This window comes from Pseudomonas sp. GW821-FHT02C04 (assembly GCF_059421845.1).
In genome coordinates this window covers 1,542,348-1,567,571 of sequence record NZ_JBWKVT010000001.1, presented here as the reverse complement: position 1 = coordinate 1,567,571, position 25,224 = coordinate 1,542,348, and the positions used below count along the sequence as shown (strand labels likewise).

General features: G+C 57.1%; 24 protein-coding genes. 16 read left to right on the top strand and 8 right to left on the bottom strand.

Annotated features, from left to right (window positions below):
- The first annotated feature begins 54 nt into the window (after positions 1 to 54).
- Together AC07VV_RS07105 and AC07VV_RS07100 are read left to right on the top strand one after the other, a co-directional pair.
- The gene (locus AC07VV_RS07105) at positions 55 to 1,461 is read left to right on the top strand and encodes a serralysin family metalloprotease (protein ID WP_495035787.1); all 1,407 of its coding nucleotides are present in this window, start codon (positions 55 to 57) and stop codon (positions 1,459 to 1,461) included.
- 154 nt (positions 1,462 to 1,615) lie between these two features.
- A complete protein-coding gene (locus tag AC07VV_RS07100; protein WP_096820174.1) occupies positions 1,616 to 1,984 on the top strand; it encodes a DUF427 domain-containing protein in 369 nt (122 codons plus the stop codon).
- A 50-nt stretch (positions 1,985 to 2,034) separates the two neighbouring features.
- On the opposite strand, the gene AC07VV_RS07095 is transcribed toward AC07VV_RS07100, so the two are convergent.
- Together AC07VV_RS07095 and AC07VV_RS07090 are read right to left on the bottom strand one after the other, a co-directional pair.
- Positions 2,035 to 3,657 carry an MFS transporter gene (locus AC07VV_RS07095; protein WP_495035786.1) on the bottom strand — a complete coding sequence of 541 codons (1,623 nt, stop codon included), beginning with the start codon at positions 3,655 to 3,657 and terminating at the stop codon, positions 2,035 to 2,037.
- A gap of 80 nt (positions 3,658 to 3,737) precedes the next feature.
- A complete protein-coding gene (locus tag AC07VV_RS07090; RefSeq protein WP_495035785.1) occupies positions 3,738 to 5,387 on the bottom strand; it encodes a GMC family oxidoreductase in 1,650 nt (549 codons plus the stop codon).
- A 133-nt stretch (positions 5,388 to 5,520) separates the two neighbouring features.
- Between AC07VV_RS07090 and AC07VV_RS07085 the strand changes: the two genes are divergently transcribed.
- The 7 genes from AC07VV_RS07085 (at position 5,521) to AC07VV_RS07055 (ending at position 12,666) form a co-directional block, all read left to right on the top strand.
- A complete protein-coding gene (locus AC07VV_RS07085; RefSeq protein WP_192558286.1) occupies positions 5,521 to 6,408 on the top strand; it encodes a LysR family transcriptional regulator in 888 nt (295 codons plus the stop codon).
- A 99-nt stretch (positions 6,409 to 6,507) separates the two neighbouring features.
- The gene (locus tag AC07VV_RS07080; protein WP_495035784.1) at positions 6,508 to 7,758 is read left to right on the top strand and encodes an MFS transporter; all 1,251 of its coding nucleotides are present in this window, start codon (positions 6,508 to 6,510) and stop codon (positions 7,756 to 7,758) included.
- Between the two features lie 70 nt (positions 7,759 to 7,828).
- A complete protein-coding gene (locus AC07VV_RS07075) occupies positions 7,829 to 8,698 on the top strand; it encodes a tetratricopeptide repeat protein (protein WP_495035783.1) in 870 nt (289 codons plus the stop codon).
- Positions 8,699 to 8,802: 104 nt separating this feature from the next.
- The gene (locus AC07VV_RS07070; RefSeq protein WP_495035782.1) at positions 8,803 to 9,018 is read left to right on the top strand and encodes a DUF4287 domain-containing protein; all 216 of its coding nucleotides are present in this window, start codon (positions 8,803 to 8,805) and stop codon (positions 9,016 to 9,018) included.
- Between the two features lie 13 nt (positions 9,019 to 9,031).
- A complete protein-coding gene (locus AC07VV_RS07065) occupies positions 9,032 to 9,517 on the top strand; it encodes a GNAT family N-acetyltransferase (RefSeq protein ID WP_495035947.1) in 486 nt (161 codons plus the stop codon).
- A gap of 155 nt (positions 9,518 to 9,672) precedes the next feature.
- The gene (locus tag AC07VV_RS07060; RefSeq protein ID WP_495035781.1) at positions 9,673 to 11,361 is read left to right on the top strand and encodes a DUF2599 domain-containing protein; all 1,689 of its coding nucleotides are present in this window, start codon (positions 9,673 to 9,675) and stop codon (positions 11,359 to 11,361) included.
- A 66-nt stretch (positions 11,362 to 11,427) separates the two neighbouring features.
- Complete coding sequence (locus AC07VV_RS07055) at positions 11,428 to 12,666, top strand: DUF2599 domain-containing protein (protein WP_495035780.1); 1,239 nt, start codon at positions 11,428 to 11,430, stop codon at positions 12,664 to 12,666.
- A 120-nt stretch (positions 12,667 to 12,786) separates the two neighbouring features.
- On the opposite strand, the gene AC07VV_RS07050 is transcribed toward AC07VV_RS07055, so the two are convergent.
- From AC07VV_RS07050 to AC07VV_RS07040, 3 genes are all read right to left on the bottom strand, one after another.
- On the bottom strand, positions 12,787 to 13,356 hold the full coding sequence (locus tag AC07VV_RS07050; protein WP_102622049.1) for a LemA family protein: 570 nt from the start codon (positions 13,354 to 13,356) through the stop codon (positions 12,787 to 12,789).
- Positions 13,357 to 13,359: 3 nt separating this feature from the next.
- Positions 13,360 to 14,463, bottom strand: a complete 1,104-nt coding sequence (locus AC07VV_RS07045; RefSeq protein ID WP_495035779.1) for a hypothetical protein — start codon at positions 14,461 to 14,463, stop codon at positions 13,360 to 13,362.
- 157 nt (positions 14,464 to 14,620) lie between these two features.
- Complete coding sequence (locus AC07VV_RS07040; protein ID WP_495035778.1) at positions 14,621 to 15,199, bottom strand: DUF4337 domain-containing protein; 579 nt, start codon at positions 15,197 to 15,199, stop codon at positions 14,621 to 14,623.
- Positions 15,200 to 15,710: 511 nt separating this feature from the next.
- Between AC07VV_RS07040 and AC07VV_RS07035 the strand changes: the two genes are divergently transcribed.
- Positions 15,711 to 16,073: a DUF6124 family protein gene (locus AC07VV_RS07035; protein WP_192551939.1), complete on the top strand. Its 363-nt coding sequence runs from the start codon at positions 15,711 to 15,713 to the stop codon at positions 16,071 to 16,073.
- A gap of 66 nt (positions 16,074 to 16,139) precedes the next feature.
- Here the strand turns inward: AC07VV_RS07035 and AC07VV_RS07030 are convergent, their stop codons facing one another.
- Complete coding sequence (locus AC07VV_RS07030; protein ID WP_495035777.1) at positions 16,140 to 16,541, bottom strand: hypothetical protein; 402 nt, start codon at positions 16,539 to 16,541, stop codon at positions 16,140 to 16,142.
- A 118-nt stretch (positions 16,542 to 16,659) separates the two neighbouring features.
- Here AC07VV_RS07030 and AC07VV_RS07025 point away from each other — a divergent pair, with 118 nt between their 5' ends.
- The 5 genes from AC07VV_RS07025 to AC07VV_RS07005 all read left to right on the top strand — a co-directional run bounded on the left by AC07VV_RS07025 (position 16,660) and on the right by AC07VV_RS07005 (position 21,349).
- A complete protein-coding gene (locus tag AC07VV_RS07025) occupies positions 16,660 to 18,189 on the top strand; it encodes a phospholipase effector Tle1 domain-containing protein (RefSeq protein ID WP_495035776.1) in 1,530 nt (509 codons plus the stop codon).
- Positions 18,189 to 18,845 carry a DUF2931 family protein gene (locus AC07VV_RS07020; RefSeq protein WP_495035775.1) on the top strand — a complete coding sequence of 219 codons (657 nt, stop codon included), beginning with the start codon at positions 18,189 to 18,191 and terminating at the stop codon, positions 18,843 to 18,845. Before AC07VV_RS07025 ends, AC07VV_RS07020 begins: the two co-directional genes overlap by 1 nt.
- 10 nt (positions 18,846 to 18,855) lie before the next feature.
- Positions 18,856 to 19,512, top strand: coding sequence for a DUF2931 family protein (locus AC07VV_RS07015; protein ID WP_495035946.1), 657 nt, complete (start codon positions 18,856 to 18,858; stop codon positions 19,510 to 19,512).
- A gap of 318 nt (positions 19,513 to 19,830) precedes the next feature.
- On the top strand, positions 19,831 to 20,772 hold the full coding sequence (locus tag AC07VV_RS07010) for an eCIS core domain-containing protein (RefSeq protein ID WP_495035774.1): 942 nt from the start codon (positions 19,831 to 19,833) through the stop codon (positions 20,770 to 20,772).
- A gap of 139 nt (positions 20,773 to 20,911) precedes the next feature.
- The gene (locus tag AC07VV_RS07005) at positions 20,912 to 21,349 is read left to right on the top strand and encodes a hypothetical protein (protein ID WP_495035773.1); all 438 of its coding nucleotides are present in this window, start codon (positions 20,912 to 20,914) and stop codon (positions 21,347 to 21,349) included.
- A 118-nt stretch (positions 21,350 to 21,467) separates the two neighbouring features.
- On the opposite strand, the gene AC07VV_RS07000 is transcribed toward AC07VV_RS07005, so the two are convergent.
- The gene (locus AC07VV_RS07000) at positions 21,468 to 22,658 is read right to left on the bottom strand and encodes a DNA alkylation repair protein (protein WP_495035772.1); all 1,191 of its coding nucleotides are present in this window, start codon (positions 22,656 to 22,658) and stop codon (positions 21,468 to 21,470) included.
- Positions 22,659 to 22,660: 2 nt separating this feature from the next.
- Positions 22,661 to 23,266: a glutathione S-transferase gene (locus tag AC07VV_RS06995; RefSeq protein ID WP_495035771.1), complete on the bottom strand. Its 606-nt coding sequence runs from the start codon at positions 23,264 to 23,266 to the stop codon at positions 22,661 to 22,663.
- Positions 23,267 to 23,620: 354 nt separating this feature from the next.
- Between AC07VV_RS06995 and AC07VV_RS06990 the strand changes: the two genes are divergently transcribed.
- The gene (locus tag AC07VV_RS06990; protein ID WP_495035770.1) at positions 23,621 to 24,877 is read left to right on the top strand and encodes a hypothetical protein; all 1,257 of its coding nucleotides are present in this window, start codon (positions 23,621 to 23,623) and stop codon (positions 24,875 to 24,877) included.
- Positions 24,878 to 25,224: the final 347 nt, after the last annotated feature.

The window sequence follows — 25,224 nt, the reverse complement described above, 5'->3', positions numbered from 1 at the left end:
AAGATCGCCGTTTTTCTGTCTGACACTGACTCTTTAGAAACAAGGACGTACACCATGTCTCAACCTTCCTCCCAGGCCACCAGCGCCTTCACCGCGGTCGACACCTTCAGCCACCTGTATGACCGTGGCACCGGGACCATCAACGGCAAACCGTCGTTCACCGCCGACCAGGCCGCCGACGAAATCCTGCGCAAGGGCATGTCGTGGCAAGACAAGAACGCTGACGGCAAGATTGATCTGACCTATTCGTTCCTGACCGACAAACCGTCGAACTACAACCCCAAACTCGGCAACTTCAGCGAGTTCAGCGCTCAGCAGAAAGACCAGGCCATCCTGTCGATGCAATCGTGGTCGGACGTGGCCAAAGTCACTTTCACCGAAGGCAAGGGCGGCGACGGTCACATGACCTTCGGCAACTACGATGTCAGCACCGGCGGCGCGGCATTCGCCTACCTGCCGCAGGGCAGCAGCTATGACGGCCAGTCGTGGTATCTGATCAACGATAAGTACCAGGTCAACAAGACTCCCGACACCAACAACTACGGGCGCCAGACCCTGACCCACGAAATCGGCCACACCCTCGGCCTGTCGCACCCGGGCGCTTACAACGCCGGCAATGGCAACCCGACTTACGGCGACGCCAAGTACGCCGAAGACACCCGTGGCTACAGCCTGATGAGCTACTGGAGCGAAGCCAACACCGACCAGAACTTCAGCAAGGACGGCAGCGGCGCCTACGCCTCTGCACCGTTGCTGGACGACATCGTCGCCGTGCAGAAACTCTATGGCGCCAACCTGGAAACCCGTGCCGACGACACCGTGTACGGCTTCAACTCCAACGCCGACCGCGACTACTACAGCGCTACTTCGGACACCTCCAAAGTGGTGTTCTCGGTGTGGGACGGCGGCGGCAACGACACCCTGGACTTCTCCGGCTTTAGCCAGAACCAGAAGATCAACCTCAACGAAGGTTCGTTCTCCGACGTCGGCGGCCTGGTGGGCAACGTCTCCATCGCGTATGGCGTGACCGTTGAAAACGCTGTGGGCGGCTCGGGCAATGACCTGTTGATCGGCAACGCGGCGGCCAACGATCTGATCGGCGGTGCCGGCAACGACATCATCTACGGCGGTGGCGGCGGTGATTCGCTGTGGGGCGGTGAAGGCGCAGACACCTTTGTGTTCGGCGCTGCCAGCGATTCGACCATGACCGCGCCGGACTGGATCATGGATTTCACCAGCGGCCTGGACAAGATCGACCTGTCGGGCATCGCCGGTTTCGCCTCGGGCGCAGCCACGCTGAACTTCGTCAGCGGCTTCACCGGGCACGCGGGCGACGCGATCCTCACGTACTTCGAACAGACCAACCAGACCAGCCTGATGATCGACCTGACGGGCCAGGGCTCGGTGGACTTCGCAGTGGGTGTGGTGGGCCAGGCCGTGGCGACCGATATCGTCGCCTGATCTGAAACCGGAAAATCTGAAACCGGAAAACCGCAGCCTTCGCCGGCTGCGTTTTTTTTGTGAGCGGAAAAAACCGTTCGGCTGCGAACCCGACGAGATCCGGCCGCATGGGTTATACCTGAAGCGCTCCCTTCGCTGCTGTCAGGAGAAACCGATGAAAACCTCCGGTCCCAGTCCCGTCATCACCATCGCCGAGCAGCCAGGCTGCCTGCTGGTGAAGTTCCATGGCATACAAGTCGCCGCCTCGGCCCGAGCTTTGGTGCTGCTCGAAGCCAATTACCCGCCGGTCTACTACATCCCCCGCGAAGACATCGACGAAAAATACTTCGCCCGCACCGACCATACGAGTTATTGCCCGTACAAGGGCGACGCCAATTATTTCAGTCTGCAAGTGCCCGGGCATGAGGGGGCGAACGCGGTGTGGACGTACGAACATCCGAAAATTTCGGTCAGCCAGATCAAGGATTACGTTGCGTTCTATCCCGATCAGGTGAAGTTTGAATTGCTGGAGGCGGAGGTCTGAGATTCAGTGGTGTGGCAAGGGTGTGAAACCCTCGCCACCCTGATCAAGGATCAGTTCTTGTCGAGGTCGATATTCTTTGTCTCACGCAGACAAATCATTCCCACCACCAGGCTCACCCCGGTAATCAGCACCGGATACCACAGCCCATAGAAAATATCCCCGGTGTACACCACTAGCGCGAACGACACGGTTGGCAGGAAACCGCCGAACCAGCCATTGCCGATGTGGTACGGCAAGGACATCGAGGTGTAGCGGATGCGGGTCGGGAACAGTTCGACCATCAACGCCGCGAGCGGGCCGTAGCACATGGCGGAGATGATGATCAGCGCGACGATCAGGGCCACGATCATCGGCTTGTTGATCTGCTGCATGTCAGCCTGTTGCGGGTAGCCGGCGAGGGTAATCGCGCCGCGCAGTGATGCCTCGTCGAAACCGTCGAGTTTCACATCGCCGACGCTCACCTGCACCGCGCTGCCTGCCGGGGCGGCGACGCTGGAGTAGGGCAGGCCTTGCTTGACCAGGAAGGTCTTGACCTTGTCGCACGGGCTGTCGAATTTGGCCTTGCCCACCGGATCGAACTGGAAGGTACAGGTGGCCGGGTCTGCCACCACGGTAATCGGCGCCTGTTGGCTGGCGTGGTCGATGGCCGGGTTGGCGTAGTGGGCCAGGGATTTGAAGATCGGGAAGTACAGCGCAGTAGCAAGCAGCAGACCAAGCATCAGCACCGGTTTGCGTCCGACCTTGTCCGACAGCCAGCCGAAAATGATGAAGAACGGCGCGCCGATCACCACGCTGATGATCAGCAGACTGTTGGCCACCGCCGGATCCATTTTCAGGAACTGGGTGAGGAAGAACAGCACGTAGAACTGCGCGGCATAGAAGGTCACCGCTTGCCCGGCGTTGATGCTGAACAGCGCGATCAGCACGACTTTGAGGTTTTCCCATTTGCCGAAGGATTCGCGGATCGGCGCCTTGCTGGCCTTGCCTTCCTCTTTCATCTTCAGATAGGCCGGCGACTCGTGCAGGCTCAGGCGAATCCAGGTGGAAATCCCCAGCAGCACGATCGACAGCAGGAACGGAATGCGCCAGCCCCAGACTTCGAACTGATCACCGGTGAAGTAGCGGCAACCGAGCACCACCAGCAGTGACAGCAGCAAGCCGAGGGTCGCGGTGGATTGAATCCAGCTGGTGTGGAACCCGCGTTTGCCGATCGGCGCGTGTTCCGCCACGTAGGTCGCGGCGCCGCCGTATTCGCCGCCGAGGGCCAGGCCCTGCAGCATGCGCAGTATCACCAGAATGATCGGTGCCGCGATGCCGATGCTGGCGTAGGTCGGCAGCAGGCCCACCGCGAACGTCGCCACGCCCATCAGAATGATGGTCGCAAGGAACGTGTATTTGCGCCCGATCATGTCCCCCAACCGACCGAACACCAGCGCCCCGAACGGCCGCACGATGAAGCCTGCGGCAAACGCCATCAACGCGAAGATGAATGCCGTGGTGTCGTTGACCCCGGCAAAAAACTGCTTGCTGATCACCGCCGCCAGGGCGCCGTAGAGAAAGAAGTCATACCACTCGAACACCGTCCCCAGGGACGAGGCGAAGATGACCTTTCGGGTATCGGGGCTGGCGTCCGTGCTGCGCACGGCGTCCAGTGGCTGAACGTGTTCTGACATATCGGTATCCCTCACAGTGATTGTTTTTGTTGTTCCACTGTCGGCGCCGACCTCGTGGGCTGGCGCCGCTATTCCTTTGGTCAAGAGAGTGCGGGCAGTGCTTTTTCTTCGGCGGGAAAACTCCGGGCGGTTGGGTTGAGGATCAGCTGTGCCGCTTTTTCAGCAATCATCAGCGTAGGCGAACAGGTGTTGCCCGAGGTAATGCGCGGCATGATCGACGCATCGGCAATCCGCAGACCGGGCACACCGTGCACGCGCAATTGCGCATCGACCACCGCGTCCGCGTCATTGCCCATGCGACAGGTGCCGACCGGGTGGAAAATCGTCGTGCCGATCTTCGCCGCCGCTTCGTGCAGTTGTTCTTCGGTTTGCAGGCTGGCGCCAGGCAGATATTCCACCGGGTTGAAGGCTTGCAGGGCCGGGGCGCTGACGATGCGGCGAGTCAGGCGAATCGCGTCGGCGGCCACGCGCAGGTCTTCGGGATGGCTCAGGTAATTGGGCTGGATAAGTGGCGCTGTTTGCGGATCGACGGAGCGAATCTCGACCCGGCCACGGCTCTGCGGACGTAGATCGCACACCGACGCGGTGAACGCGGGGAAGCTGTGCAGCGGTTCGCCAAAACGCTCCAGCGACAGCGGCTGCACGTGGTATTCGAGATTGGCCGAGGTCTGTTCCGGCCCCGAGCGGGCAAACGCGCCCAGCTGACTCGGCGCCATCGACAACGGCCCGCTGCGGTCATACAGATAGCGCAGGCCCATGCCCATCTTGCCCCACACGCTGCCGGCAATCTGATTGAGAGTGCGGGCGTTTTCCAGTTTGTAGATCAGCCGCAGTTGCAGGTGATCCTGCAGATTGCCGCCGACGCCCGGCAGTTCATGCACCACGCCGATTCCGAGCTTTTCCAGCAGCGGACGCGGCCCGACCCCGGAGCGTTGCAGAATGCTCGGCGAGCCCACGGAGCCGGCACACAACACGATCTCCTTGCGCGCCTTGAAGCGCTTTTCCTGACCCTGCCAACGTGCGCTGACCCTTGAGGCGCGACCGTCTTCGAACAGCACGCGATCCACCTCGACGTCGGTCAACACCGTGAGATTGGCCCGATCGCGAATCGGCTTCAGAAACGCCTTCGCCGCATTCCAGCGCACCCCGGCCTTCTGGTTCACCTGAAAGTAACCGCAACCCTCGTTATCGCCCTGGTTGAAGTCATCGATGCTGGCGATACCGCTCTGTTCGGCAGCGCTGCGAAACGCATCGAGAATCGGCCACGACAGGCGCTGGCGTTCGACCCGCCATTCACCCTGGTCGCCATGGAAATCCGCCGCGCCGGCGAAGTGGTTTTCGCTCTGTTTGAACAGCGGCAGTACGTCATTCCAGGCCCAGCCCGGATTGCCCTCGGCAGCCCAACCGTCGTAGTCGTTGGCCTGCCCCCGCATGTAGATCATGCCGTTGATCGACGAACAGCCACCCAGCACCTTGCCGCGCGGATAACTCAGCGCACGGCCGTTGAGGCCCGATTGTTCTTCGGTCTTGAAGCACCAGTCGGTGCGCGGGTTGCCGATGCAGAACAGGTAACCCACGGGGATGTGAATCCACGGATAGTTGTCGCGCCCGCCGGCTTCCAGCAACAGCACGCGCTGCTGCGGATCCGCCGACAGCCGATTGGCCAGCAAACACCCGGCCGGCCCGGCGCCGACCACGATGTAATCGAATTCATCGAGGGAAGTCTGCATTCCCTGACCTCGCTTATTGTTTTTGTTGTCAGTCATCCTAGTTGTTAGCTTTCGTCAAAAGAATGTTAGTTTTTGCGCAGCCGCTGTGCGTTTTCAAACAGCGCTTCCTGACGATAGCCGACAAGGACAAGCCATGTTCGACTGGAACGACCTGCGGTTCTTTCTTGAGTTGCAACGCAGCGGCCGACTGCTTACCGCCGCCCGCCGCCTGAACACCACGCACGCCACCGTCGCCCGGCATATCGAGGCCATCGAAAAAAGCCTCGGCACCGCGCTGTTCGTCCAGCACGCCCAAGGCTATGAAATGACTCCGGCGGGGGAAGCACTGCTCAAACACGCCGAAGCGATGGAAAACGTTGCGCTGCTGGCTCAGGAAGAAATCACCCAGTCCACCGCGCCGCTGGGCAAGATCCGCGTCGGCGTGACGGAAGGGCTGGGCATCATGTTCCTCGCCAGCCGCATGATCGGGTTGTTCGAGCGCTATCCGGGGCTGGAAGTGGAGTTGGTGGCGGTGCCGCGCTTCGTCAGCATCCTCAATCGCGAGGCGGAAATCAGCATTCACCTGGAACGGCCGGCGGCGGACATGCTGGTCACCCGCAAACTCACCGACTACCGGCTCGCGCTCTATGCCAGCCGCGCTTACCTCGACAATGCGCCGCCGCTGCGCAGTCGCGAGGATCTAGGACGGCACGCATGGATCGGCTATGTCGATGATCTGCTGTTCAGTCAGGAGCTGATGTTTCTCAACAGCTTCTGCCGCAATCCGCGGGTGGTGTTTCACAGCACCAGCGTGATCGCCCAGCAGCAGGCGGCGCGCTCGGGGTTGGGGATTGCGGTGCTGCCTTGTTATATGGCGGCGGCCGATCCGGATCTGGTGGCGCTGTTGCCGGACGAGAGCATCGAGCGCAGTTACTGGATCAGTACGCGGCGGGAGTTGCACAAGTCGGTGCGGTTGCGGGTGGTTTGGGATTACGTCGTGGGGTTGTGTGAAGGCGAGCGCGAACTGTTGATGGGGCAGTAACGGACGGCTGTTTCATGCAACTAAAACACCCGGCAAAGGGTCATTCGATTTGCGGAGGTTGAGTCATTTCGCAGAACCTCGACAACGAAGACGTTACCCGTGGCTACTCACCTCGATCGCCGCAATAATCTGTCCCTCGACAGCCTGAATTTCTTCCTCGCCGACGTACGCGACGGGCTCGGGCCTTATCTGGCAATTTATCTGTTGGCGGTTCACCACTGGGAGCCGGCGAGTATCGGGCTGGTCATGACGATTGCCGGGATCGCCGCGCTCATCACACAGACTCCGGCAGGTGCGCTGGTCGACGGCACACGCTTCAAACGGGCGCTGATTGCGATTGCTGCACTGGTGGTCACCGGAAGTTGTCTGCTGCTGCCGTTCGTGACTTCATTCAGCCTCGTGGCCGTGACGCAAGCCATCAGTGCCGCTGCCGCTTCGATCTTCGCCCCGGCCATCTGCGCGATCACTCTCGGGATCACCGGACCTCGCGCGTTTACGCGCAGAACCGGACGTAACGAAACCTTCAACCACGCCGGCAACGCCTTCGCCGCACTGTTGGCCGGTTTGTCCGCGTACCTGTTCGGTCCGGTTGCCGTGTTTTATTTGATGGCAGTCATGGCGCTGGCCTGTGTGATTACCGTCTCGTTCGTATCGGCCGACGCCATTGACCACGATCTCGCCCGAGGTCTGGAGCCCAGCGAGACAGGGCAGGGCAAGCAGCCTTCGGGGCTTTCCGTATTGCTCACCAACCGGCCGCTGCTGATGTTCGCGATTTGCTGTGCGCTGTTTCATCTGGCGAACGCGGCGATGCTGCCACTGGTGAGTCAGAAACTGGCGCAGGCCAATCTGCAGATGGCCACGCCGCTTACGTCCGCCTGTATCGTCGCGGCGCAAATGGTGATGGTGCCGGTCGCGTTGCTGGTTGGGGCCAAGGCCGATCTGTGGGGGCGCAAGCCGTTGCTGCTGGCTGGGTTCCTGATCCTGCCATTGCGTGGCGTGTTGTATGTGCTGTCGAACGATCCGTGGTGGCTGGTTTCGGTGCAGTTGCTCGATGGCGTTGGCGCGGGGATTTTCGGCGCGCTGTTTCCGGTGGTGGTGAAAGACCTGACGCTGGGCACCGGGCATTTCAATGTCAGCCTTGGGGCGATTTCGACGGTGTTCGGTCTGGGCGCGGCGTTGAGCAACAGCCTGGCGGGGGTTGTGGTTCAGGAAGCAGGGTACAGCGCTGCGTTTCTGACATTGGCGGCGGTGGCGATGGCGGCGCTGGTGCTGCTTTGGGTGGCGGTGCCGGAGACAGTGCAGCGGTCTGGTGTTGAAGCAACCCGGCAGCCGAGTGCCGTCGTACCCTGATCTCTGATCCGGGTTCAATTTCTCAAAAAAACGGCCGATGGAGTTCGTATACTTTCAACGGACAGATTCCATGAACAAGGCAGTTGCTTTATTGGCTCTGGTGACCCTCGTCGCAGGCTGTAAAACCACCCCGCCAACGCCTCAAGAACAAAGCTTGGCCGGCATGCGATGCCAGATATTCGCCACGACAAAAGACATCCCCAAAGACTGGGTCGAATACATCCGCGAGGCCAGCGACAACGGCAATCCGCAATGCCAGATTGCGCTTGGCGTGCTGTATGAGTTTGGCCGTGGGCTGCCGCAAGATGTTCGTAAGGCCAAAGCTATTTATGAGCTTGTTGCTGCGCACGATACCGCCGGCTACGAGCAGCTCGCGCGCATGGCGGAAGAGGGCAGCGGTCAAGTGGCAGACGCTAGTGAAGCGCGGCGGCTGTATCAGCGAGTGCAATCTGGCAGTGCGTACAGTGATGCCCGGTTGGCGCGCTTGATGGAGGAGGGCAAAGGTGGCCCACAGGATCTGTCCGGTGCAATGACGCATTACCTGAATGCCAGCCGATACGTCGGCGACAACCCATGGGAAGGCGTTCAGCGAGTTCGTGCTCAAGGTCTGGCCATGACGGCCGAGCAGGTCAAGCGCTACAACGAAGTCTGGTATGAGAGCACTGGCAATAGCCTCTCCAGAGCGGTGGGCGACATGGAGTTTGCCCTTAAGAAACAGATCAGACCCGGCTCCGCCAGTAACCCCGTCACGCTGGAAATCAAAGGCAAACCCGGTTCGCTGGTGCCCGAAATCATATTGGTCGATAGTTCGGGAAACGCCGCTGTCGATCAAGCCGTGCTCGAGGCCTTTGGCAATTACCGCTTTCCCGCCGAGCCGATAATGAAGGCTGGACAAGAGTCCTGGTCATCAAAGTTTCCCGTCAGGGCAGGTTTGAACTGAGACAACCGGGTGCACTTGCCGGGCCAGCGTTTGGCGTCCAATCTATCGCTCGACGACAAGGAGCGTTATCCGACACTCCGTCGTGATCCCAGGGAGCTTGCAGCATGAGCGAAGACGCAAAAGTGAAAGGCCCGGCATCCTACTTTCCCTCGATTGAAAAAAAGTACGGCCAGCCCATCGATCACTGGCTGAAGCTTCTCGCCAGTATCACCGACAAAAAACACATGGAACTGGTCGACTGGCTCAAGACCGAACACGGCATAGGCCACGGGCATGCAAACGCGCTGGTCGCCCATCATCTGGCAAGCGGTAAACAGTGAGGGCAGGGCAGCCATGAACTTGAACCACAGGCCAGTGAAGGCCGATGACGTCAAGACCATTTGCAGTTTTCCGCAAGGCGTCCAGGAGTTGTATTTCATGTTCCCGAAGGCGGAATTTCCGTTGACGGAAGCGCAGATGAACGCCGCGATCAGCCAGCGCTTCGACTCCACGGTTGTCGAGGCGGAGGGCGAGATAGTCGGGTTTGCCAACTTCTATCGCGCCGAGCGCCAGGGCATTTGCTGCATCGGCAATGTGATCGTGGCGCCGAGTGCGCGGGGCAAAGGCGTGGCCCGGTTTATCGTCGAGAGCATGACTGAACTGGCCTTCGAGCGCTGGGAGGCCCGAGAGGTGCAGTTGTCCTGTTTCAACGAAAATACGGCGGGATTGCTGCTGTATCCGACGCTCGGGTTTGTGCCGTTTGATATCGAGGAGCGCGCCTCGCCGAATGGCGGGCGGACGGCGTTGATTCACATGCGGCGCAGTAGAGTCCCTGTCTGATGCATGTCTCTTGTTACGAGGGGGCTGTCGGTTCGCTGGCCCCTTTTTCAAGTGCATTTTCGAACACTGTTTACCCATCGGTTTGACCGCACAGAATGTGCTAACTACGCTGCCTTTGAAGGAAGTCTCATCTCGCACGACAAGGAGTGTCGGTTATGCGCGCAGCCGTTCGTTCGCCCTTTTTCCTGACGTTTTTCGCCTCCCTCGCATTCAGCGCAGTGGCTGCCCAGCCACCGCTCGACCCGCTGGAAACCCTGAACCGGATCAACCGCAACTACAACACCCTCAAGGATGCGTGCCAGGAGCCTGACACCGGCGCCGCTCGCGGGCATTACTACTGCAGCGGCGTGACGTTGCGCATGGTCAACGACGGGCCGTTCAACCCGTGGGACTACAGCCCTTACGCGATCAAGATCGGCGCGACGTCCTACTCGTGGATTCGCAAGGATCTGAGCACCCGCATCCTCATTCACCCGGCCGGTTTCATCCTGCGCAATCCCACCGATGCAGCGGCGCTGCAACTGCCGGTCAAGGAGCAAGGCTTCACCTGCATCTACGCGTTCGATGGCGGCACTGGGCCCGAGCGCAAGTGGTATGGCTGTGGCTTCTTCGACAGCCGCGAACCGCCGCGCGCCGCCCAGGCAACCATGAACAACAAGAACGCCGCGCTGGCTTACGGCACCTGCGCGGAGGCCGGGGTGAGCACTGCCGAGCAGTGGACCAACAAGTACACCGGGCTGATGAAAGGGCCGATCCAGTACGGCCAGTGCTCCTGGAACGCGGAAAAACCCAGCGACTGGAATGCGATGATTCGCGTCCACGAATCGCGGGTGAACACCACCAACAAAGACCCCTTTGCCTTCAGCGCACAGGTCAACGAATTCATGTTGAAGAATGCCTCGGCCACCAACGATGGCAGCGAAAACATGAAGTACATCGACGCCTTCATCTACAACGTCAACAGCACCCAGAACTTCGCCACTCGCGGCGATCAGGCGCCACCCAAGCCGGAGGACGGCCTGAACAGCGCGCGCAATTTCCAGAAGAAACTTCAGGCCCAGGGATACAGCGTGCCGATCCTGCGGCTGGATTTCACCAAGCCGCCGGAGCAGCGCTTCAGCTATGTCGCGGCGGATCAGGCGATTGATCTGACGACCGCCGGCAACGGCCAGCCAGCACCCGTGACGTCTCGCTACATTGCGTCGGCCAATTGGGTCGAGCGCCACGACCCCGGCACTGGCAAGAACGAATGGACGCTCAACGTCACGCCGACCGCTCAGGGCAAGGCGATTCAGGCTAGCGATCAGGAAGGGTTGTACAAGGAACTGTTCGCCCTGCGCGGTGCCGACAGCCAATGGCGCGACAACGAAAAATCCCCCGGCAGCATGCGCCAGCAACTCAGTTGTCTGGTGCAGAATTACCCAGGCAAGACCGAGTGGAATCTGGAACCGTTCCGCCCCGTTGTCACTCCTCAGGAAGCCGCCAAGGCCGGTTGCAACCCGCTGCCGGTCAAGGCACCGCAGTACATCGCTTCCGCCGACTGGGTCAAACGCTACGACCCGGGCACCCGTCAGGACGAATGGACCTTGAGCGTCGTGCCGACAGCCGCAGGGCGCGCGTTACCCAATGAGCAGATCGATGCCCTGTATCAGCAGTTGTTCGCCCTAAGAGGCGCCGATGGCAACTGGCGCGACAATGAGAAATCCGCCGGGAGCATGCGTCAGCAATTGAGCTGCGTACTGGTGAATTACCGCGCCAAGACACCGTGGAATCTTGAACCATTCCGGCCTGCGCTTTCGGACAGCGAGACCCGTGCGGCAGGGTGCAATCCGGTCACGCGCTAAGCCCCGCCGGGTACCGGGCGTCATTGAGCAGGGAAGACGAGAAGAACAATCAGGGAGAAACACGTCATGAAAGAACGCTGGAGCAGGATCGTCCCATTACTTGCGGTTCCGTTGTTTCTGCACGCGACCTCGGCCAATGCCGAGTCCTGCGAAGACACGCTGAAGCGCGTTGAAAGCTTGTACAACAACACCACCGTCAGTTGCGGCAAAGACCCGGCGTCGGACTGTTCGGGATTGCTGATTCGCGGTACTCACCGCGCCGACCCGGCGAAAGGGCAGAAGTGGGATGTCTGGAACCCCAGCCCCAAAGCGGTCGAGCTGGGCACGTTTGCCGCGTCCTACATGCGGGCCGATGGCATCAGCTACGAAGACCCCGGCATGAGCACCCAGAACGGCTACATCATCACCCCGGTCGACATGGTGCGTGACCCGGAAAATCCGGTGCACGTTTACTGCGCGTTCCCCAACGATGCCTGGACCGATTTTCGCGACGACCGGGGTTGTGGCAACAACAAGAACACCAGTCAGACCGAAGCGGTCTGCCAGTCCATGGCCCCGCCGATCACCAACGTCAACGCCTGGGTCGCGCACTTCACCAAGTTCAACAACGACCGAAAGCAAGACCAGTTGCAATGCGGCTTCAACATGCGCAACCCGATGAGCAGCCAGGATCGGGTCAACGCGTTCCAGAACTTCATGGGCGCCCGACGCGTCATCAACACCCGTGAATTCCAGACCCAGACCGAACTGCGCCTGGGCAATCCGAAGACCGATGAGCTGCCGATCCTGGCCTTCTTCTACAGCGACCAACGAGGCTTGAACGACGCTCTGGCCAACCAACGCGACTACAAAGCCAAGACCGGCAAGGACCGCAACATCGTCAAGATCGACTTCCCAAAAACGCCGACCAGCAAGGCTACGTTCTCGTGCATCCAGACCGCGGCGCCACCGGCCCAACAGTTCTGCGACAAGTACATCGAATCCAGCACCTGGGCCCAACGCGACGACCCGAAACTCGGGCCGAAGACCTGGTCGCTGCAAGTCGTGCCGACCGCTTGTGGACGCGCGATCAAGGATGACCAGACCGACCGGATGTTTGCCGAGCTGTACAACAAACACAAAGACGACGAGCAATGGCGGATGTACAGCGTCAATGGCGGGTCATTGCGCCGGCAACTGGTTTGTCACTTGGCCGCGTCGTTCGATGGCAAGCCTGTGAGGAACAAGCCGGAGTGGAACCTTGAGCCTGCGCGGCCGTATGTGGATCAGGCGACGGCGGTGGCTCAGCGGTGTAATCCTTACTGAGTTTGTTGAGTGGTGGATCCCTGTCTGCCGATGCCTTGGGTATCGGCAGGCTGGAGGAGATATTGGGGGAGCCGCTCTGATCGTCCATCACCCTTATGGACGATCAGAGCATCACGCGGATCAGAGATTCGGGGTGTAAGAGAAACCTTGCGAAGCTTCGCTATCGGAGAACGGCGTAACCGGAGATTTCTTGTTGAACAGGCCATTGATGACCGAGCCAGGGAACATTTCGATGGAGTTGTTGAACAGCTCGACGTTCCGGTTGTAAATGGTGATGGCCGCGCCGACATTCTCTTGCTGTTCGGCAATTTCACGCATCATGTTGTTCGCCGCTTCCGATGCTTTCAGATCAGGGTAAGCCTCAAACGCGATGTGCAAGCCACCCATCAGCGCCTTCGTGGCGGTTTCAACGGTCGCGAGGGCATTGCCGTCCGCTCCGGCAGGAAGGCTTTTGACCGCGCTGCGAAGGCCGGCTATTTTTTCGAGGAGGCTGGCCTCAAAGACCATGAAGTCTGCGAGCACCTTTTGCAGTTGATCGAGAATCTTCGTCTTCTGGCGTTCGTAAACGAGGACGTCCGCCCAGGCACGTTGTACTCGATTGTGCCCCCCGATAATGCCGTTGTAGATGACGAAGCCCGTCACGATTATTACTGCAGCGATAATGGCGGAGAGGGCGAGTGGGATGTCCATGTCTTACTTCTCTTGGCGGTTTTTTGGGAGAGAGGAGGTAAAGTTGTCATCGTGCAGCTCACTGAGTGCATGGCTCCATTGGAGCGCAGACATCAGGCGTGGCAGATCGACACCAGCAGAAATTTCTGCGTAAAACTCGTTGGGTGAAGACAGCGAATATTGAGTACCGAACGCCAGCAGGTCGCTATCCGCGAAGCTCAGGCAGAGCTTTCCACTGTCGGCGAACTCCAGGTTCGGACGATGGAGGATGTTGAACAGCTTCAGCAAGTGGAGCACCGTCGAAGGCTTGATGAATTTCGCACAGAGCATCTCGCTGCCACCCGTCAAACGAAACGCTTTATTAAAATCCGGAGAAGCTGTGTCCATGCGGCACGGATAGTCGTTCTCTGACTGATCATCAGATCTGACCGATACCTCGGTGACCCATGGAAAGTCGATGACCAGACTGTACCTGTCGTAATGGTCATAAATCACTCGAGTCTCCGTTTTTGTTTTTCCCTGGTCGTCGGTAACAGTGGTTTTCTCCGTTCGTTTGTTGATGTAGTGCAGCCGGTGGTACTCGTAAGGGAGGTTGCGGAGCGTGCCGGTAAATACACCCTGCATCGAATCGATCAACTCGCGGCTGTAGTTGCCCCGCCAGTAATCACTAAACTGCGCATCCAGCTTTTTGAGGGTCAAGCTCGAGTCTTCTTGCAGGTGAGTCAATCCGTTGTGGAAGTAGGATGACAGTCGAGCAATTTTGCTACTGAGTGCAGGCAAGCGATCAGATTTGGATTTCATCCATAGCAGACTCCAAATGGCAGACACGATGCCAAGCAAGCCAGAGCCCATGCCGAACAAGACGGGATCAATTTGCAGCCGGTAAAAAAAAGAAGCGACGTTACGGGAATCCAGATACCCATAAAGGGCCACAGTGCTCGCAATCAATAACATGCCAGTGCCGAAAAACCACCATGCGCGTGTGTAATTGAACTTGAGCGGGCCATTGAACAAGGCGAACTCTTGGATCACCCCCAATAGGTCCTCCTTGGATCTAGCCCTGTCAAGGTTGGCTTCGCTGACGGCCAGCAACTTATTTAATCTCGCGTTCTGCGATGTGTTGGGCATGTAGACATCCATCAACGAGAGCAAGGTAGAAGACTCACAAAAGATTTGATTCTATTCATAATCTCTCAGGAATTTTGATAAAGAGTGGACGTTACCATTGTCATGCAATGACGGCTTCGGGCTGTGGATTCAACCGGCAGACGTCTCACTGCCGCATTCAAATATGCAGCCAGGCCAGCGAACCCAACATGACGCCCAAACCTGCAGCCCCAAACGAGACGCGCCTGAGCCATTCCCTGCGCGTCAGCAAGGTGATGGCCGCCAGTGAAATGGCGATTTGAATCGCTGTCATGGCCTGGGCCCAGCGGTGATGCTGATGTAGCACCTGCTCAGACTTCTCGTCCCACTCTCGCGCCTGTTGTTCAAGTGTTTCCGCCTTTTTGCGGGCGTCCTCTTTCTGCTCCCCATAGCGCCGCGCCTCGGCAACATAGTGAGCGGAATCCAGCCCCGGAAGATGGCTGGCCAGCTCCGACAGGTTCTGCCGACTGGACTTGGCCTGGTAGTAATTCCACTCGTTGGCCGCTTCGGTCTTCTGGATGGCCGCGTTGTTTTTGTCCATGGCGGCCTCACTCTCCGTTGAGCCGGCCTGATAGCTCATCAGGGCGCCAACCGTCGCCATGATCGCCGTCATGACCGCAACCTTGCTGGCAAAGCGATCGCCTTGTGCATGGGCATGATGGGTGGTGTGTTCAACGTGTTGTTCGTGAGGACTGGGGACTTCGAACTCTTCAGGCATGACGGTCGGACTTGGGTCGATGGAGGAATTTGCGCGGATTATGCAGGGTGGCCGGTTTTTTAGACACAGGGGACTGGTGGTGTTTGGGTGAAAGCGGACGGCCTGATTTACGTGTTCCCGTCGGACTGCGAAACACTCTCTTTTGTCAGAAATTAAACACGAAACACGTGGCCTGTTTATGAGATGCCTCTCGTCACATCCCGATGCCCACAACGCCTTGCGCCACGCCCTACACCTAAGACAGAATCCGCCGGCTTGTGCGTCTGGGGCACGGGTTTTATCGTTTCCGGGTCACTGAAAAACAGTGATCGGGTTTGGTAGCCCGAGTTAACTAGTCGCATAGCGCATCGTTCGCAGACCTCTTCGGGTCTCTGCTCAATGGTGGCCATGCGCAGGGCACCTTCGGGTGCGCCGGGTTCCTAGTTACCGGTCTACCAACCCGCGTATTGGCCGCCACCCTTCGTTTGGTAGCGAGGGTGAAGGCTCCGTATCAATAATTAGGAGTTTCACCATGATCAAACCAACACCGAATCCGCCAGAAACCGATCCAGTCTCACCCTACCAATTCCCCGATTCCCGAACCCTGAACGAAGCCGCCGAACGCGCCCTCGATCATTACCTGACCCCGCAACAACGCATCATGGGCAGCCACACCACACACGACCCCATGTTCCTGGCCAACCCCGCCTACAACAGTGAATCCCTGTTGGCCAACGCCAGCGAATCCCTCGATTCCGCCAGCGAAATGCTCAGCAACTTCGCCGCGATCCTCGAGCCCGCTCATCGCAAGACCGCTCTGGGTATCGCGCAAGTGGTCATGGTCGCAGGGCTGGCCGTGAATCAGGCGCTGGATAAGGTAGAGCTGAAAGCGTAGAGGCTGTCCTCAAGTAAAAGGGAGCAGATCCATTACCTGAATCTGCTCCCTTTGTTGTTCCTGAGTTCAGCCGTTTGCGCCGGCTCGCTTTTCCGCCGTCACGATGCAAGCCTTATAGAAATTGGAATGGAAATCGCTGATCGCTTTCTTCTGCAAGCTCTCGCTTGAGTACTGCGGAATCTCGTACGCCTCACGAATCAGCGTCTTGAACAACTCACCCACATACTCGCTCTGCTTGCCTGCCGCTTCGGCCAGTTCCCACACCGAAGCCATGGGCGCGCCTTGCTGCCTGCTCTTCATGACCTGTTTGGCCGAGTTTTCTATTCGCTGGCACTCTTCGAGCTCTTCCTGCGGCACAGGAGAGGCAAGAGCGGAAAGACTGATGGTGAAGGTTATCGCTGCTGCAGCAAGAGATCGTTTATGCACGAGGTGTCGTCCGTGATTTTGAGGCTGAACCTTATCATTCATGGCGTGGCGCCACCATTGCTGGAAACCAAGCGCTGGCACAGGGCCACGCCTTGCGTCACCTCGTTCCGACTGTCACCCTCCAGCCCGTTCTCAAAGGATCAGAACAAGGAATCAAGGATTGAGTGGCTACGTTCCCAACCCGCCAAAAAATTTCCGCAACACAGGCACCAAACCCGTCGATATTCATGCCCAGCGTTGGGCTGAGTATGAGAAACACGGGAAAGAGCCTGCGCGTGAGCCTGAAAAAATCGGCATAGCCCTGCGGATCGGAGTGTTCTTCGATGGCACGGGAAACAATGCCAACAATGCTGCGGCCGGACTTCTGTGCGGCGCTCATCATCCGATTGCGGCTAAAGATATCGATGCAAGCTGCAAGCCGTATATGAGCGATCCGGATAGTAGTTATGGCAATGATGTCAGTAACATCAAAAAACTCAGTGAGCTGTACGACGCAGTTCCGGTAGCACAATCGGGACGAGCCTCTCGCGTTGTCTACGTCGAAGGTATCGGTACTCGATCCGGAGAAAAAGACAGCACATTCGGTGCCGGTACGGGTCGAGGGGAGACAGGAGTTGCCGGGCGAGTCGAATCCTCGTTTCCTATGATTCAACAAGCAATCAATCGAGTCCTGGAAGATAACCCAGACAGTGAAATCACCTCACTGACGTTTGATACGTTCGGTTTCAGCCGTGGTGCGGCTGCCGCACGTCATTTTGCTAACGAAATTGTTCGTGGCAGTCGCGGTCCTCTCGGTCATGTGTTGCGAAATCTGCCCAGAGCCCTCAGCTCCAAATTCAATGACCAATACAAAAGCGATATCAATATGGGGTTTATCGGCTTATTCGATACAGTACCCTCGATAGCCGGTTGGTCAAATTTGGGAGATATCAAAAGCCCAATCGCGACGGGTATCAAACTTTACCTTGATCGTCGCTTTTTCACTGATGTCGTTCAGTTGGTTGCTCGTGATGAACGCAGAGCCAACTTCGCACTCAGTCGCGTCAAGCCGGATCATCTGGAGATTGCTCTGCCTGGAGTGCATTCCGACATCGGTGGGGGGTATCTGGAGGACGCGCAGGAATGTGTTCTTGTAAGCCCGATGCAAACACTCATCGTGCCCCTGAACACCGACGTCGTGACTACCTCGATCTATAGGGATGCGGTTAACGTTAGAAACCAGTGGTTATCCAAGGGATGGCCTGCAGACATGCTTGAGGTTGTGACTCCTGAAGCTCTTATCGTGCCGAACAGTCCGCAGGATCGGCTGAGTCCAAGCGCTAAACGTGTTTACGCAGCTGTACAGCTGAGGCGTCCGGTGAGTGGCATGCTATCCAGGGTTTACCTGAGAGTGATGCACCATCTGGCAAAAGAGAAAGGCGTTCGCTTCAACGATATTCCTGACACGCCCGACTTGACCATCCCGGCAGAACTTCAAACTTTGTGTGATCGGTTCGTTGCGGGTGACTACAGCACCACGCTTGAAGAGGAGCAACTGCTGAAACTCAAGTACATTCACATGTCCGCAAACTGGAACCATCCACTCGGTCGCAGAGATGGCAGCGGAATAAATGCGGTATACATCAACGCCCCGACGGCCGACACCATCCGCGTGCTGCATCCCCACGTACCTGATTGGACGCTTTGGTAATGAGAGTTCTTGTAACCCTGCTTTGTGCTTTGTTCACGACTGGATGCCAGTCTGCGGATCCACTGTCTGCGAAAAACGACCCTAAGTCCGAGTCGTGGGAGCTCGCGTTTACTGAGCCTTACTACATGAAAGTGTGGGTGGAGGACAGCGCCGTCGAAGATATAAACGGCAAGCTGTTCAAGCGTACGGGGGGAGGTACGGCCGCTGGCGGGGAGCCTGAGGACGGTAAAGAGTCTGCACGAGGCTGGCACGCGGTGGGTGCTGCTGCAAAACCAGTGATTGGTGCCGATCTCCCCAAGCGCATTTACGTAAGGTGGCAATCGATAGTCGAACCTCAGACCTATCGTGTCTGGTTGGACGTACCCGAGGAGGCTAGACGATTAATGAAGGCGTCGGTCAATCAGCGTTGCCCGGAAACTCCGAAGGAACAAGCGAGCTATTCCGCTTCTATCTATCTGGGGCTGGCTCCCGGTGGGGTTGTACAAGTCTGGGTCAGAGACTCGTGCCACCATCCGGTGAAAGTGGCACGGGCCCAAGCCGAGATCGAGACGCTAGGTCCGAGTCAGGGTAAGAACCAAGGTCGTTACGCATATCCGGTGAGTGAGAAGTCGCAACGCTACATCGAGAAATTTGGCATTCCGTACGGAAGTTGGTAGCTGTCAGCAAATGAGGCAATTCATAAGTTTGCTATGCCTGCTGTTGATTGCTGGTTGTCATTTGACTGATCCATTGTCAGGCGAAAATGATCCCAAGTCCGAATGGTGGGAGCTCGGCTTTACCGAACCCCGCTACATGAAGGTCTGGGTTGAAGACACCGCTGTGGAAGACATCAAAGGAAGAACGTTCCTGCACACGGGCTCTGGATCGGCGTCGGGCGGGCAACCAGAGGATGGCACAGAGTCCGCCAAAGGTTGGCACGGCGTAGGTAGTTCTGCAAAAGCAGTGGTAGGTGTCGATCTTCCCAAACGAATTTTTGTTCGGTGGCAATCTATCGTGGAGCCACAGACCTATCGTGTTTGGGTGGATATACCCGAAGAAGCCAGGCAATTGATGCTGATGTCGGTCAACCAGCGATGCGAGAAAACGCCGGAGCAAACGGCTACCTATATTTCTTCGGTTTATCTGGGGTTGGCGCCGGGCGGAGTTGTGCAAGTGTGGGTTAGAGACTCTTGTCATCACCCGATCAAAGTGGCAAGGGCGCAAGCTAAGATTGAGCCGTTGGGGCCAAGTCAAGGCAAGAGCCAAGGGCGTTTCGCTTACCCTGTCAGTGAAAAATCTAAGCAATATATCGAAAGATTCGGCATTCCATACGGCAGTTGGTAATGAGTGGAGGTTGGGGGAGGGGGGTAAAGAGACGGACGATTTCTTGAAAAATAAATACGTCCCCATTTTGAGCAGTTATCCGATGCTCAGCACTATCAGCCTAAGCAATATTGTCAAAAACAAACCTATCCCATTATCTGTTCCATTATTTTGCATTGGGGCGTCGCTAGGGTTGTGGGGAGCAGAGCAATTTTGTCATTGCGCATCTACACTCACTTTGACCGTCAGGTGTGTTTCTGTCGCAATAATAAGTTAGATATATAACAAAGGTGTAGTCCGGCAAAAAAAACGTCCGCACAGTCACAAGGGAGTGGAGTGATGAAAACTATGCTTCGGATGTACGTTGGGTTAATCGTTGCCCTGGCGCTAAGCGACGCGCAGGCCAGTTGGCTTAGCGAGATAACCGGAATTGATATTGATGTGAATCGAGGTAGCGTTTCAATAAAGCCACCGAATATAAATGCAATTCCGCCAATGATTCAGAACTTGCCCAAAGATGTTGGGCAGGCAATGTTAAATCCAGTCGCGCCAATTCTGGCTGAGGCTATAAGGTTTTCCAGAGGCCAAGCCTTAAATAGGGGGACCCAACCGATCCCTGATGATATAAAGAATAAGCTTTCGCCATACTTCCCTCCGGGAATCCTTAATAAGGTATCTTGGACGACAGCTGGAGGCATTAGCCTTGATGGCGCGCTAAAAAACTGGTTTGATCAAGAGGGCGCTATTACGTACGATGATGTAATTGTGTTTGCAAATGTAGATCTGACGAGAAATGTCGAGCTGTGGGCGCATGAGCTCACACACACTCTTCAATATAATCAGATGGGGATTGATACTTTTGCATTCCAATACTCATATGACTGGAATGGTCTTGAATCTCAGGCCAGAAGCAATGCTGGCCGCATTTATGCCAGTATCCAATCGACAGATCAGGGGAACCTGCAGACATGGAGTTATAACGGGGCCGCTTCACAAACGTCACAGCAAATTAACTGGACAGAGATAAACCAGGCTGCACGTCAAGCGATTCAGCCGCAACAATGCATCTGGATCGATAATAACTCCAATACAACGGGTAATTTATGTCCCGTACCTATTGTGGTATCTGGCGTCATACTGCGTAGGCTGATGGACGGGTACACATTCCAGTTTCCATGCAATGCGCCAACGTGCATTTTTGGGCCTGGTCAATCGGGCCCGTTACTTTCTCCACCTGGGCATTTAGTAGTTGGAGTTGCTGCAGCTTATCAGTGGCAGTAGAACAGCACACGCGATGGGATGTCTGTCGAGTAACTGCATCGAGGTGGCTTTGAAGTCATGGTCAAAGTGTGTTTTCAGATGAAGGAGGCTGGTGAGTTTTCAGAAAATAAATCAGTCCCCATTTTAATGGAGTGATTAAATGGCAGATCAATTACCTCCGGCGACATCAGGCACCGACAAGGATCGCTTCGATCAATGTATAGCAATGGTTAAAGCCTATTATGATGCGATTGAAGCCCGCCTGGCACAGAATGTTACTGCATATCTGGCTGCGCTTGGATGGTTGCTTACTTCATCCCAGGCACGAGGAACATTAGGTGATGTAAAAGCATTTTCACTAACTGTGCTGGTAGTGGTGTTGGTATTTGTTATGTACGCACTCAATATAAATCATTATTTAAAACGCTGGCGAGAGATACGAGGGGTGCTTGTATCTCTCAACTATCTGGAGCGAGAATACTTTGCGCGCTACGAACTTCCTGCATACGCTTTTTACACTTACATGGCGCCAGTCTTTGTATTGTTCGTGTTTTTAGTAGTATTGCTTTTTTTGGTTCACTTCGGGCGTATAGGCTAGGTGCGCCCGAGTGACCTCTCTTGACCATGAGCCATCCACCTCGCTAAGCAGAAAGCGGCCAATAGCTGTCTGCTGGAACCGTCGGAGATCGACACTTTGCGGACATTCATAACGTCCCCTAAACAGAGGGGTTAGCCGTCACGCTGGATTGATTTGTGACCGGCACGCTGCTGCGTGTCTGTGACGGCGAACGCCTAGGTATAGTGGTGGTGAGGATATTAACGGCAGTACTCCCCAACCGCTCCCCATTAACCATCAAATGCACCGAATGCTCCCCCGCATAATGCTTGCGCGTAGTGAAATCCTTGATCACTTGCCTGCGCGCCACAACCTCACTCCCAAACCCCGCCAACACCAACGTCTTCAACTTGAAAACCTTGGCCGAAGTTCCGCCATTCGCCTTCACATAGTCAATCGCATAATCAATCACCAACCGCTGTTCCACCGGCACCAACGACCGCACGGTGAATGACAGAGTGATCGTCTCCCCAAGCCGCACAACCGCCGGTTCAGCCTTCACATCCAGCAATTCAACCTCAGCCTTGGCTCCTGCACCAATAACAGTGAGCGCCCGCAAATCCCCCTGTTTGATCAAACTCCGCAACGCATGCCTGGCAATCCAGGCCGTGTGCTTGTTATCCAGCGACCACCCCTCAACCGTATCCAGCACCCACTCCGGATGTTCCTTGGTCACGTCATTCAAATGATTCGCCACAGACTTGCGCACGTACAAACTCTCATCCGCCTTCAACCGATCAAGAATCCCGGCGGCCAATTGAGGATTTGCCTGCACCGGTTCCAGCCGAAACGACCACGGCAGGCGAGGGCGGCTGCCTTCGCTGGCGAGTCTTCGGACGTGGTGGTTTTCGTCTCGCGCCCAGTCGTGCATCAGTTCCAGCGAGCGCTCCAGGTCGCTGCGCAGGAAGTGGCGGATGGCGAATTCGGAGGAGCCGAAGGTGGTGAAGTACTTCAGGGCCTCCATCGAGGTGTCGAACGCGTGCGCGCCGTAGCTTGCGACGTAGTGCGGCAGGCTCATGCTGACGAAGCCGCTGTTCAGTCGCGGAGCGAGTTCGCGTAGTACGTCGAGGGAATCTTCGTAGTCCAGTGGCAGCACGGCGTGCAGGCTTTCGCTGACGCGAGCCATGCGTTGCATGACCGAGAGGTCGGCGAGGCCGTCGTTGGCGTGCTTGAGAAATGCCTTGGCCTTGAACGCCGGGTACACGGCGCTCATTTCTGTGGCGATGTGTTGCAGGCGTTCGGCGTTGAAGATTTCTTTCAGGGCCGGGGCGGTGGTTTCGGTTGTGCTCATGGTCAGGTCATCGGGGTGTTGATGAACGCTTGGAGGCCTTCGGCGTATGCGGTGTATTGGGCGATGCGTGGGAAGCGTTGGTCGTCGATCTGGTCGGGGACGACGAGACCGGTGAAGCTCCAGGCGACGGCGAGGGTGATGCCGTCCTGCTGGAGAGTACCGTCGGTGGGCAACGGGTGTTTTTGCAGTTCGTGTTCCAGCGCGGTGAAGGCAGCGGCGAGCTGGCCTTCGACGCGTTCGACCCACGGCTGATACTGAATGTCGGCCGGGCGCAGGTTGCGTTCGTAGTAGAGCTGCACGGCTTTTTCGCAGGCGGCGAGGCCTAGACCGATCAGGCGCAGGGCTTTTACGCGGTGTGGCAGGTCAGTGGGTAGCAGGGTTTTGCCGGACAGGGATTCGAGGTAGTCGAGGATCAGTGTCGAGTCGATCAGCACATCGCCGTCGTCGAGGACCAGGGTCGGCGCCTTGACCACCGGGTTGATCTGCTGGAAGCGCTCGAAGTGGCGGAACACTGACACCGGGTCGTGTTCCAGTTCGATCCCGAGGCACTTGGCGGAAATCGCCACGCGGCGCACGTAGGGTGAGTCGAGCATTCCGATCAGTTTCATGTGCAGCTCCCTGGGATAGACAACATGTTGTATCGATGGATGACGAATTTAGCGGCAAAGCCTGTGGACTGACTACTTGCCTGTATCTCATTTTTGCATGAGGTGAGCGACACAGAATTCAAACAGAGGTGCTGCGTCGGGAAATATCGATCTTGCGCGTGGTTTTGGCGCAGGAATAGTGCAAAGTGCCAGCATCGACCATGGATGGAAAGTTCGAACGAGTTCAGGTCTTCTGATTCCGCACTCGTCTCTCTGGCTTCTCTCTAATCCATGTTCCCGAAATCGTTGAGGTGCAGACCCGTGCGCAAGCGATGCGCCGGGTCAGGCTTTTTGAAACTGCAGGAGTGGTATCGCATGAAGCGTTCCAGACATTGGATTGTTTGCCTGGTAGGGATGGCATTGACCGGTTGTGGCAGTTCGAAGCCCGCGCCAGGTGTAGTGGCGCAAAACTGGACGGCGAACACTGAGCAGTTAGGGATTCGCGCGATTTATCCGCCTCGCTCTCAGTTTGAGGTGGGCGATGTCTTCATTGCCCGCGCCGTCGCCAAAGGACAAAAGTTTGATCCAGCCGATTATGTGTTGGGGTCGGTACGTATCGATCACATTGATCTGAGCGAGGAGTTATACCGGTCGGCGCCGACGATCATGTTCCAATCCTCCGACAATGAAGAAAGTGGCTCGGGCACTGACAAGGTCAAGACCGCCAAAGTGTTGCCATTGAAGATTCGTGACAGGGTGATCAACAGCCAGGTGGCGTTTCCCGGTTTTACCTTTGCCTCATTGGCTGAAAACGAGGTGGGCGCTAACGCCACCGGTAGTGCTTTTGCGGCATCGTTCGGCGGCGGGCGCCGCTCGCAATACAGCGTGTCTTACTCGGTTCCAGCGGCGGAAACCTACGGCGTCACTTATCTGGAGGCCAGGCGCAAGTTCGATGTGGAGGCACCGAAACGCTACAGCGATGCCGATCGCAAGATGATGCAAGAGGCCGCCGAGTCGTTACAGGCCGGCAACAAAAGCACCGACGATCTGCCCGCGGCTCTGGTGCTCGTGACCGATGTTTATCTTGCGAGATCCATTGATGTGACCGTTTCCACGGGGGAGGGGAAGGGCGCAACGTTTTCCGCCTTGACCCTGGCCATGTCCGACCTGAGTGATCGGAAAAAGAGTCTGGAAGCGCAACTGACCCAACTTCGAGCAAGCGCTGGGAAAAAGGCCGATCAGCCGAAAACGGAAGGTAATACCGCCGCGGTGAGCGCGCCCGAACAAGCCGAAGTCGATAAAGTGGAAGCCCAGCTGGCGCAGGTGAACACGCAGTTGCGTCAGCAGGTTACTCAAGTTGCACCGGACTTGCCCGGAGTGACTGGCGCCGTGGTCAAATCCTCCGCGATGGGCGTGACTTTTCGTCAGTCGTTTGCCCAGCCGGTAGCGATTGGATACCGCGGAATCAACTACAGCATTGAGTCGTTGGGTGCCCTTAAGAGCCCCGCCCTCATGCTGAGAGCGGTAGAAATCGTTCCGACTTCAGCGGTCGTTGACACTCGGAAGAAGGGCAAGCAGCAATCGTCTGAACAGTCTTCGCAGTCGCTCTCGACGACTCAAAATCAACGTTGATTTTCAACCATTCGCGAAGCCTGTCGCCAAGTACAAGACCAATCGACAGGCTCAGTTTTCGAATCCCGTTTGTTCGTGAGTCTCCTGAGTCTTTAATCTTGACCTTGCGGCGTGAGCGATGCTCCGCACAGCGCTTCAAGGCTGAAAAATGCGACAAACCGCCGCGGCCATCCGCCGTTTGTCTTCTATATACATCCGCTCGACTGAATTTCTTGCTATAAACGCACTCCGATGACCGCCGTGAAGCCTGTGTCAGAGCACTTTCCGGGCTTTGTCGGACAAATTCCCTGTATTTACAGTTGCTGAGGCCTCAAACGGGCCTTAGACTGCCGCCCCTTCGTAAATTG

Bases quoted from the DNA above. Each gene is read 5' to 3' on its own strand.
- AC07VV_RS07105 (WP_495035787.1), top strand. From the start codon at position 55: ATGTCTCAACCTTCCTCCCAGGCCACCAGCGCCTTCACCGCGGTCGAC.
- AC07VV_RS07100 (WP_096820174.1), top strand. From the start codon at position 1,616: ATGAAAACCTCCGGTCCCAGTCCCGTCATCACCATCGCCGAGCAGCCA.
- AC07VV_RS07095 (WP_495035786.1), bottom strand. From the start codon at position 3,657: ATGTCAGAACACGTTCAGCCACTGGACGCCGTGCGCAGCACGGACGCC.
- AC07VV_RS07090 (WP_495035785.1), bottom strand. From the start codon at position 5,387: ATGCAGACTTCCCTCGATGAATTCGATTACATCGTGGTCGGCGCCGGG.
- AC07VV_RS07085 (WP_192558286.1), top strand. From the start codon at position 5,521: ATGTTCGACTGGAACGACCTGCGGTTCTTTCTTGAGTTGCAACGCAGC.
- AC07VV_RS07075 (WP_495035783.1), top strand. From the start codon at position 7,829: ATGAACAAGGCAGTTGCTTTATTGGCTCTGGTGACCCTCGTCGCAGGC.
- AC07VV_RS07070 (WP_495035782.1), top strand. From the start codon at position 8,803: ATGAGCGAAGACGCAAAAGTGAAAGGCCCGGCATCCTACTTTCCCTCG.
- AC07VV_RS07065 (WP_495035947.1), top strand. From the start codon at position 9,032: ATGAACTTGAACCACAGGCCAGTGAAGGCCGATGACGTCAAGACCATT.
- AC07VV_RS07060 (WP_495035781.1), top strand. From the start codon at position 9,673: ATGCGCGCAGCCGTTCGTTCGCCCTTTTTCCTGACGTTTTTCGCCTCC.
- AC07VV_RS07055 (WP_495035780.1), top strand. From the start codon at position 11,428: ATGAAAGAACGCTGGAGCAGGATCGTCCCATTACTTGCGGTTCCGTTG.
- AC07VV_RS07050 (WP_102622049.1), bottom strand. From the start codon at position 13,356: ATGGACATCCCACTCGCCCTCTCCGCCATTATCGCTGCAGTAATAATC.
- AC07VV_RS07045 (WP_495035779.1), bottom strand. From the start codon at position 14,463: ATGCCCAACACATCGCAGAACGCGAGATTAAATAAGTTGCTGGCCGTC.
- AC07VV_RS07040 (WP_495035778.1), bottom strand. From the start codon at position 15,199: ATGCCTGAAGAGTTCGAAGTCCCCAGTCCTCACGAACAACACGTTGAA.
- AC07VV_RS07035 (WP_192551939.1), top strand. From the start codon at position 15,711: ATGATCAAACCAACACCGAATCCGCCAGAAACCGATCCAGTCTCACCC.
- AC07VV_RS07030 (WP_495035777.1), bottom strand. From the start codon at position 16,541: ATGAATGATAAGGTTCAGCCTCAAAATCACGGACGACACCTCGTGCAT.
- AC07VV_RS07020 (WP_495035775.1), top strand. From the start codon at position 18,189: ATGAGAGTTCTTGTAACCCTGCTTTGTGCTTTGTTCACGACTGGATGC.
- AC07VV_RS07015 (WP_495035946.1), top strand. From the start codon at position 18,856: ATGAGGCAATTCATAAGTTTGCTATGCCTGCTGTTGATTGCTGGTTGT.
- AC07VV_RS07010 (WP_495035774.1), top strand. From the start codon at position 19,831: ATGAAAACTATGCTTCGGATGTACGTTGGGTTAATCGTTGCCCTGGCG.
- AC07VV_RS07005 (WP_495035773.1), top strand. From the start codon at position 20,912: ATGGCAGATCAATTACCTCCGGCGACATCAGGCACCGACAAGGATCGC.
- AC07VV_RS07000 (WP_495035772.1), bottom strand. From the start codon at position 22,658: ATGAGCACAACCGAAACCACCGCCCCGGCCCTGAAAGAAATCTTCAAC.
- AC07VV_RS06995 (WP_495035771.1), bottom strand. From the start codon at position 23,266: ATGAAACTGATCGGAATGCTCGACTCACCCTACGTGCGCCGCGTGGCG.
- AC07VV_RS06990 (WP_495035770.1), top strand. From the start codon at position 23,621: ATGAAGCGTTCCAGACATTGGATTGTTTGCCTGGTAGGGATGGCATTG.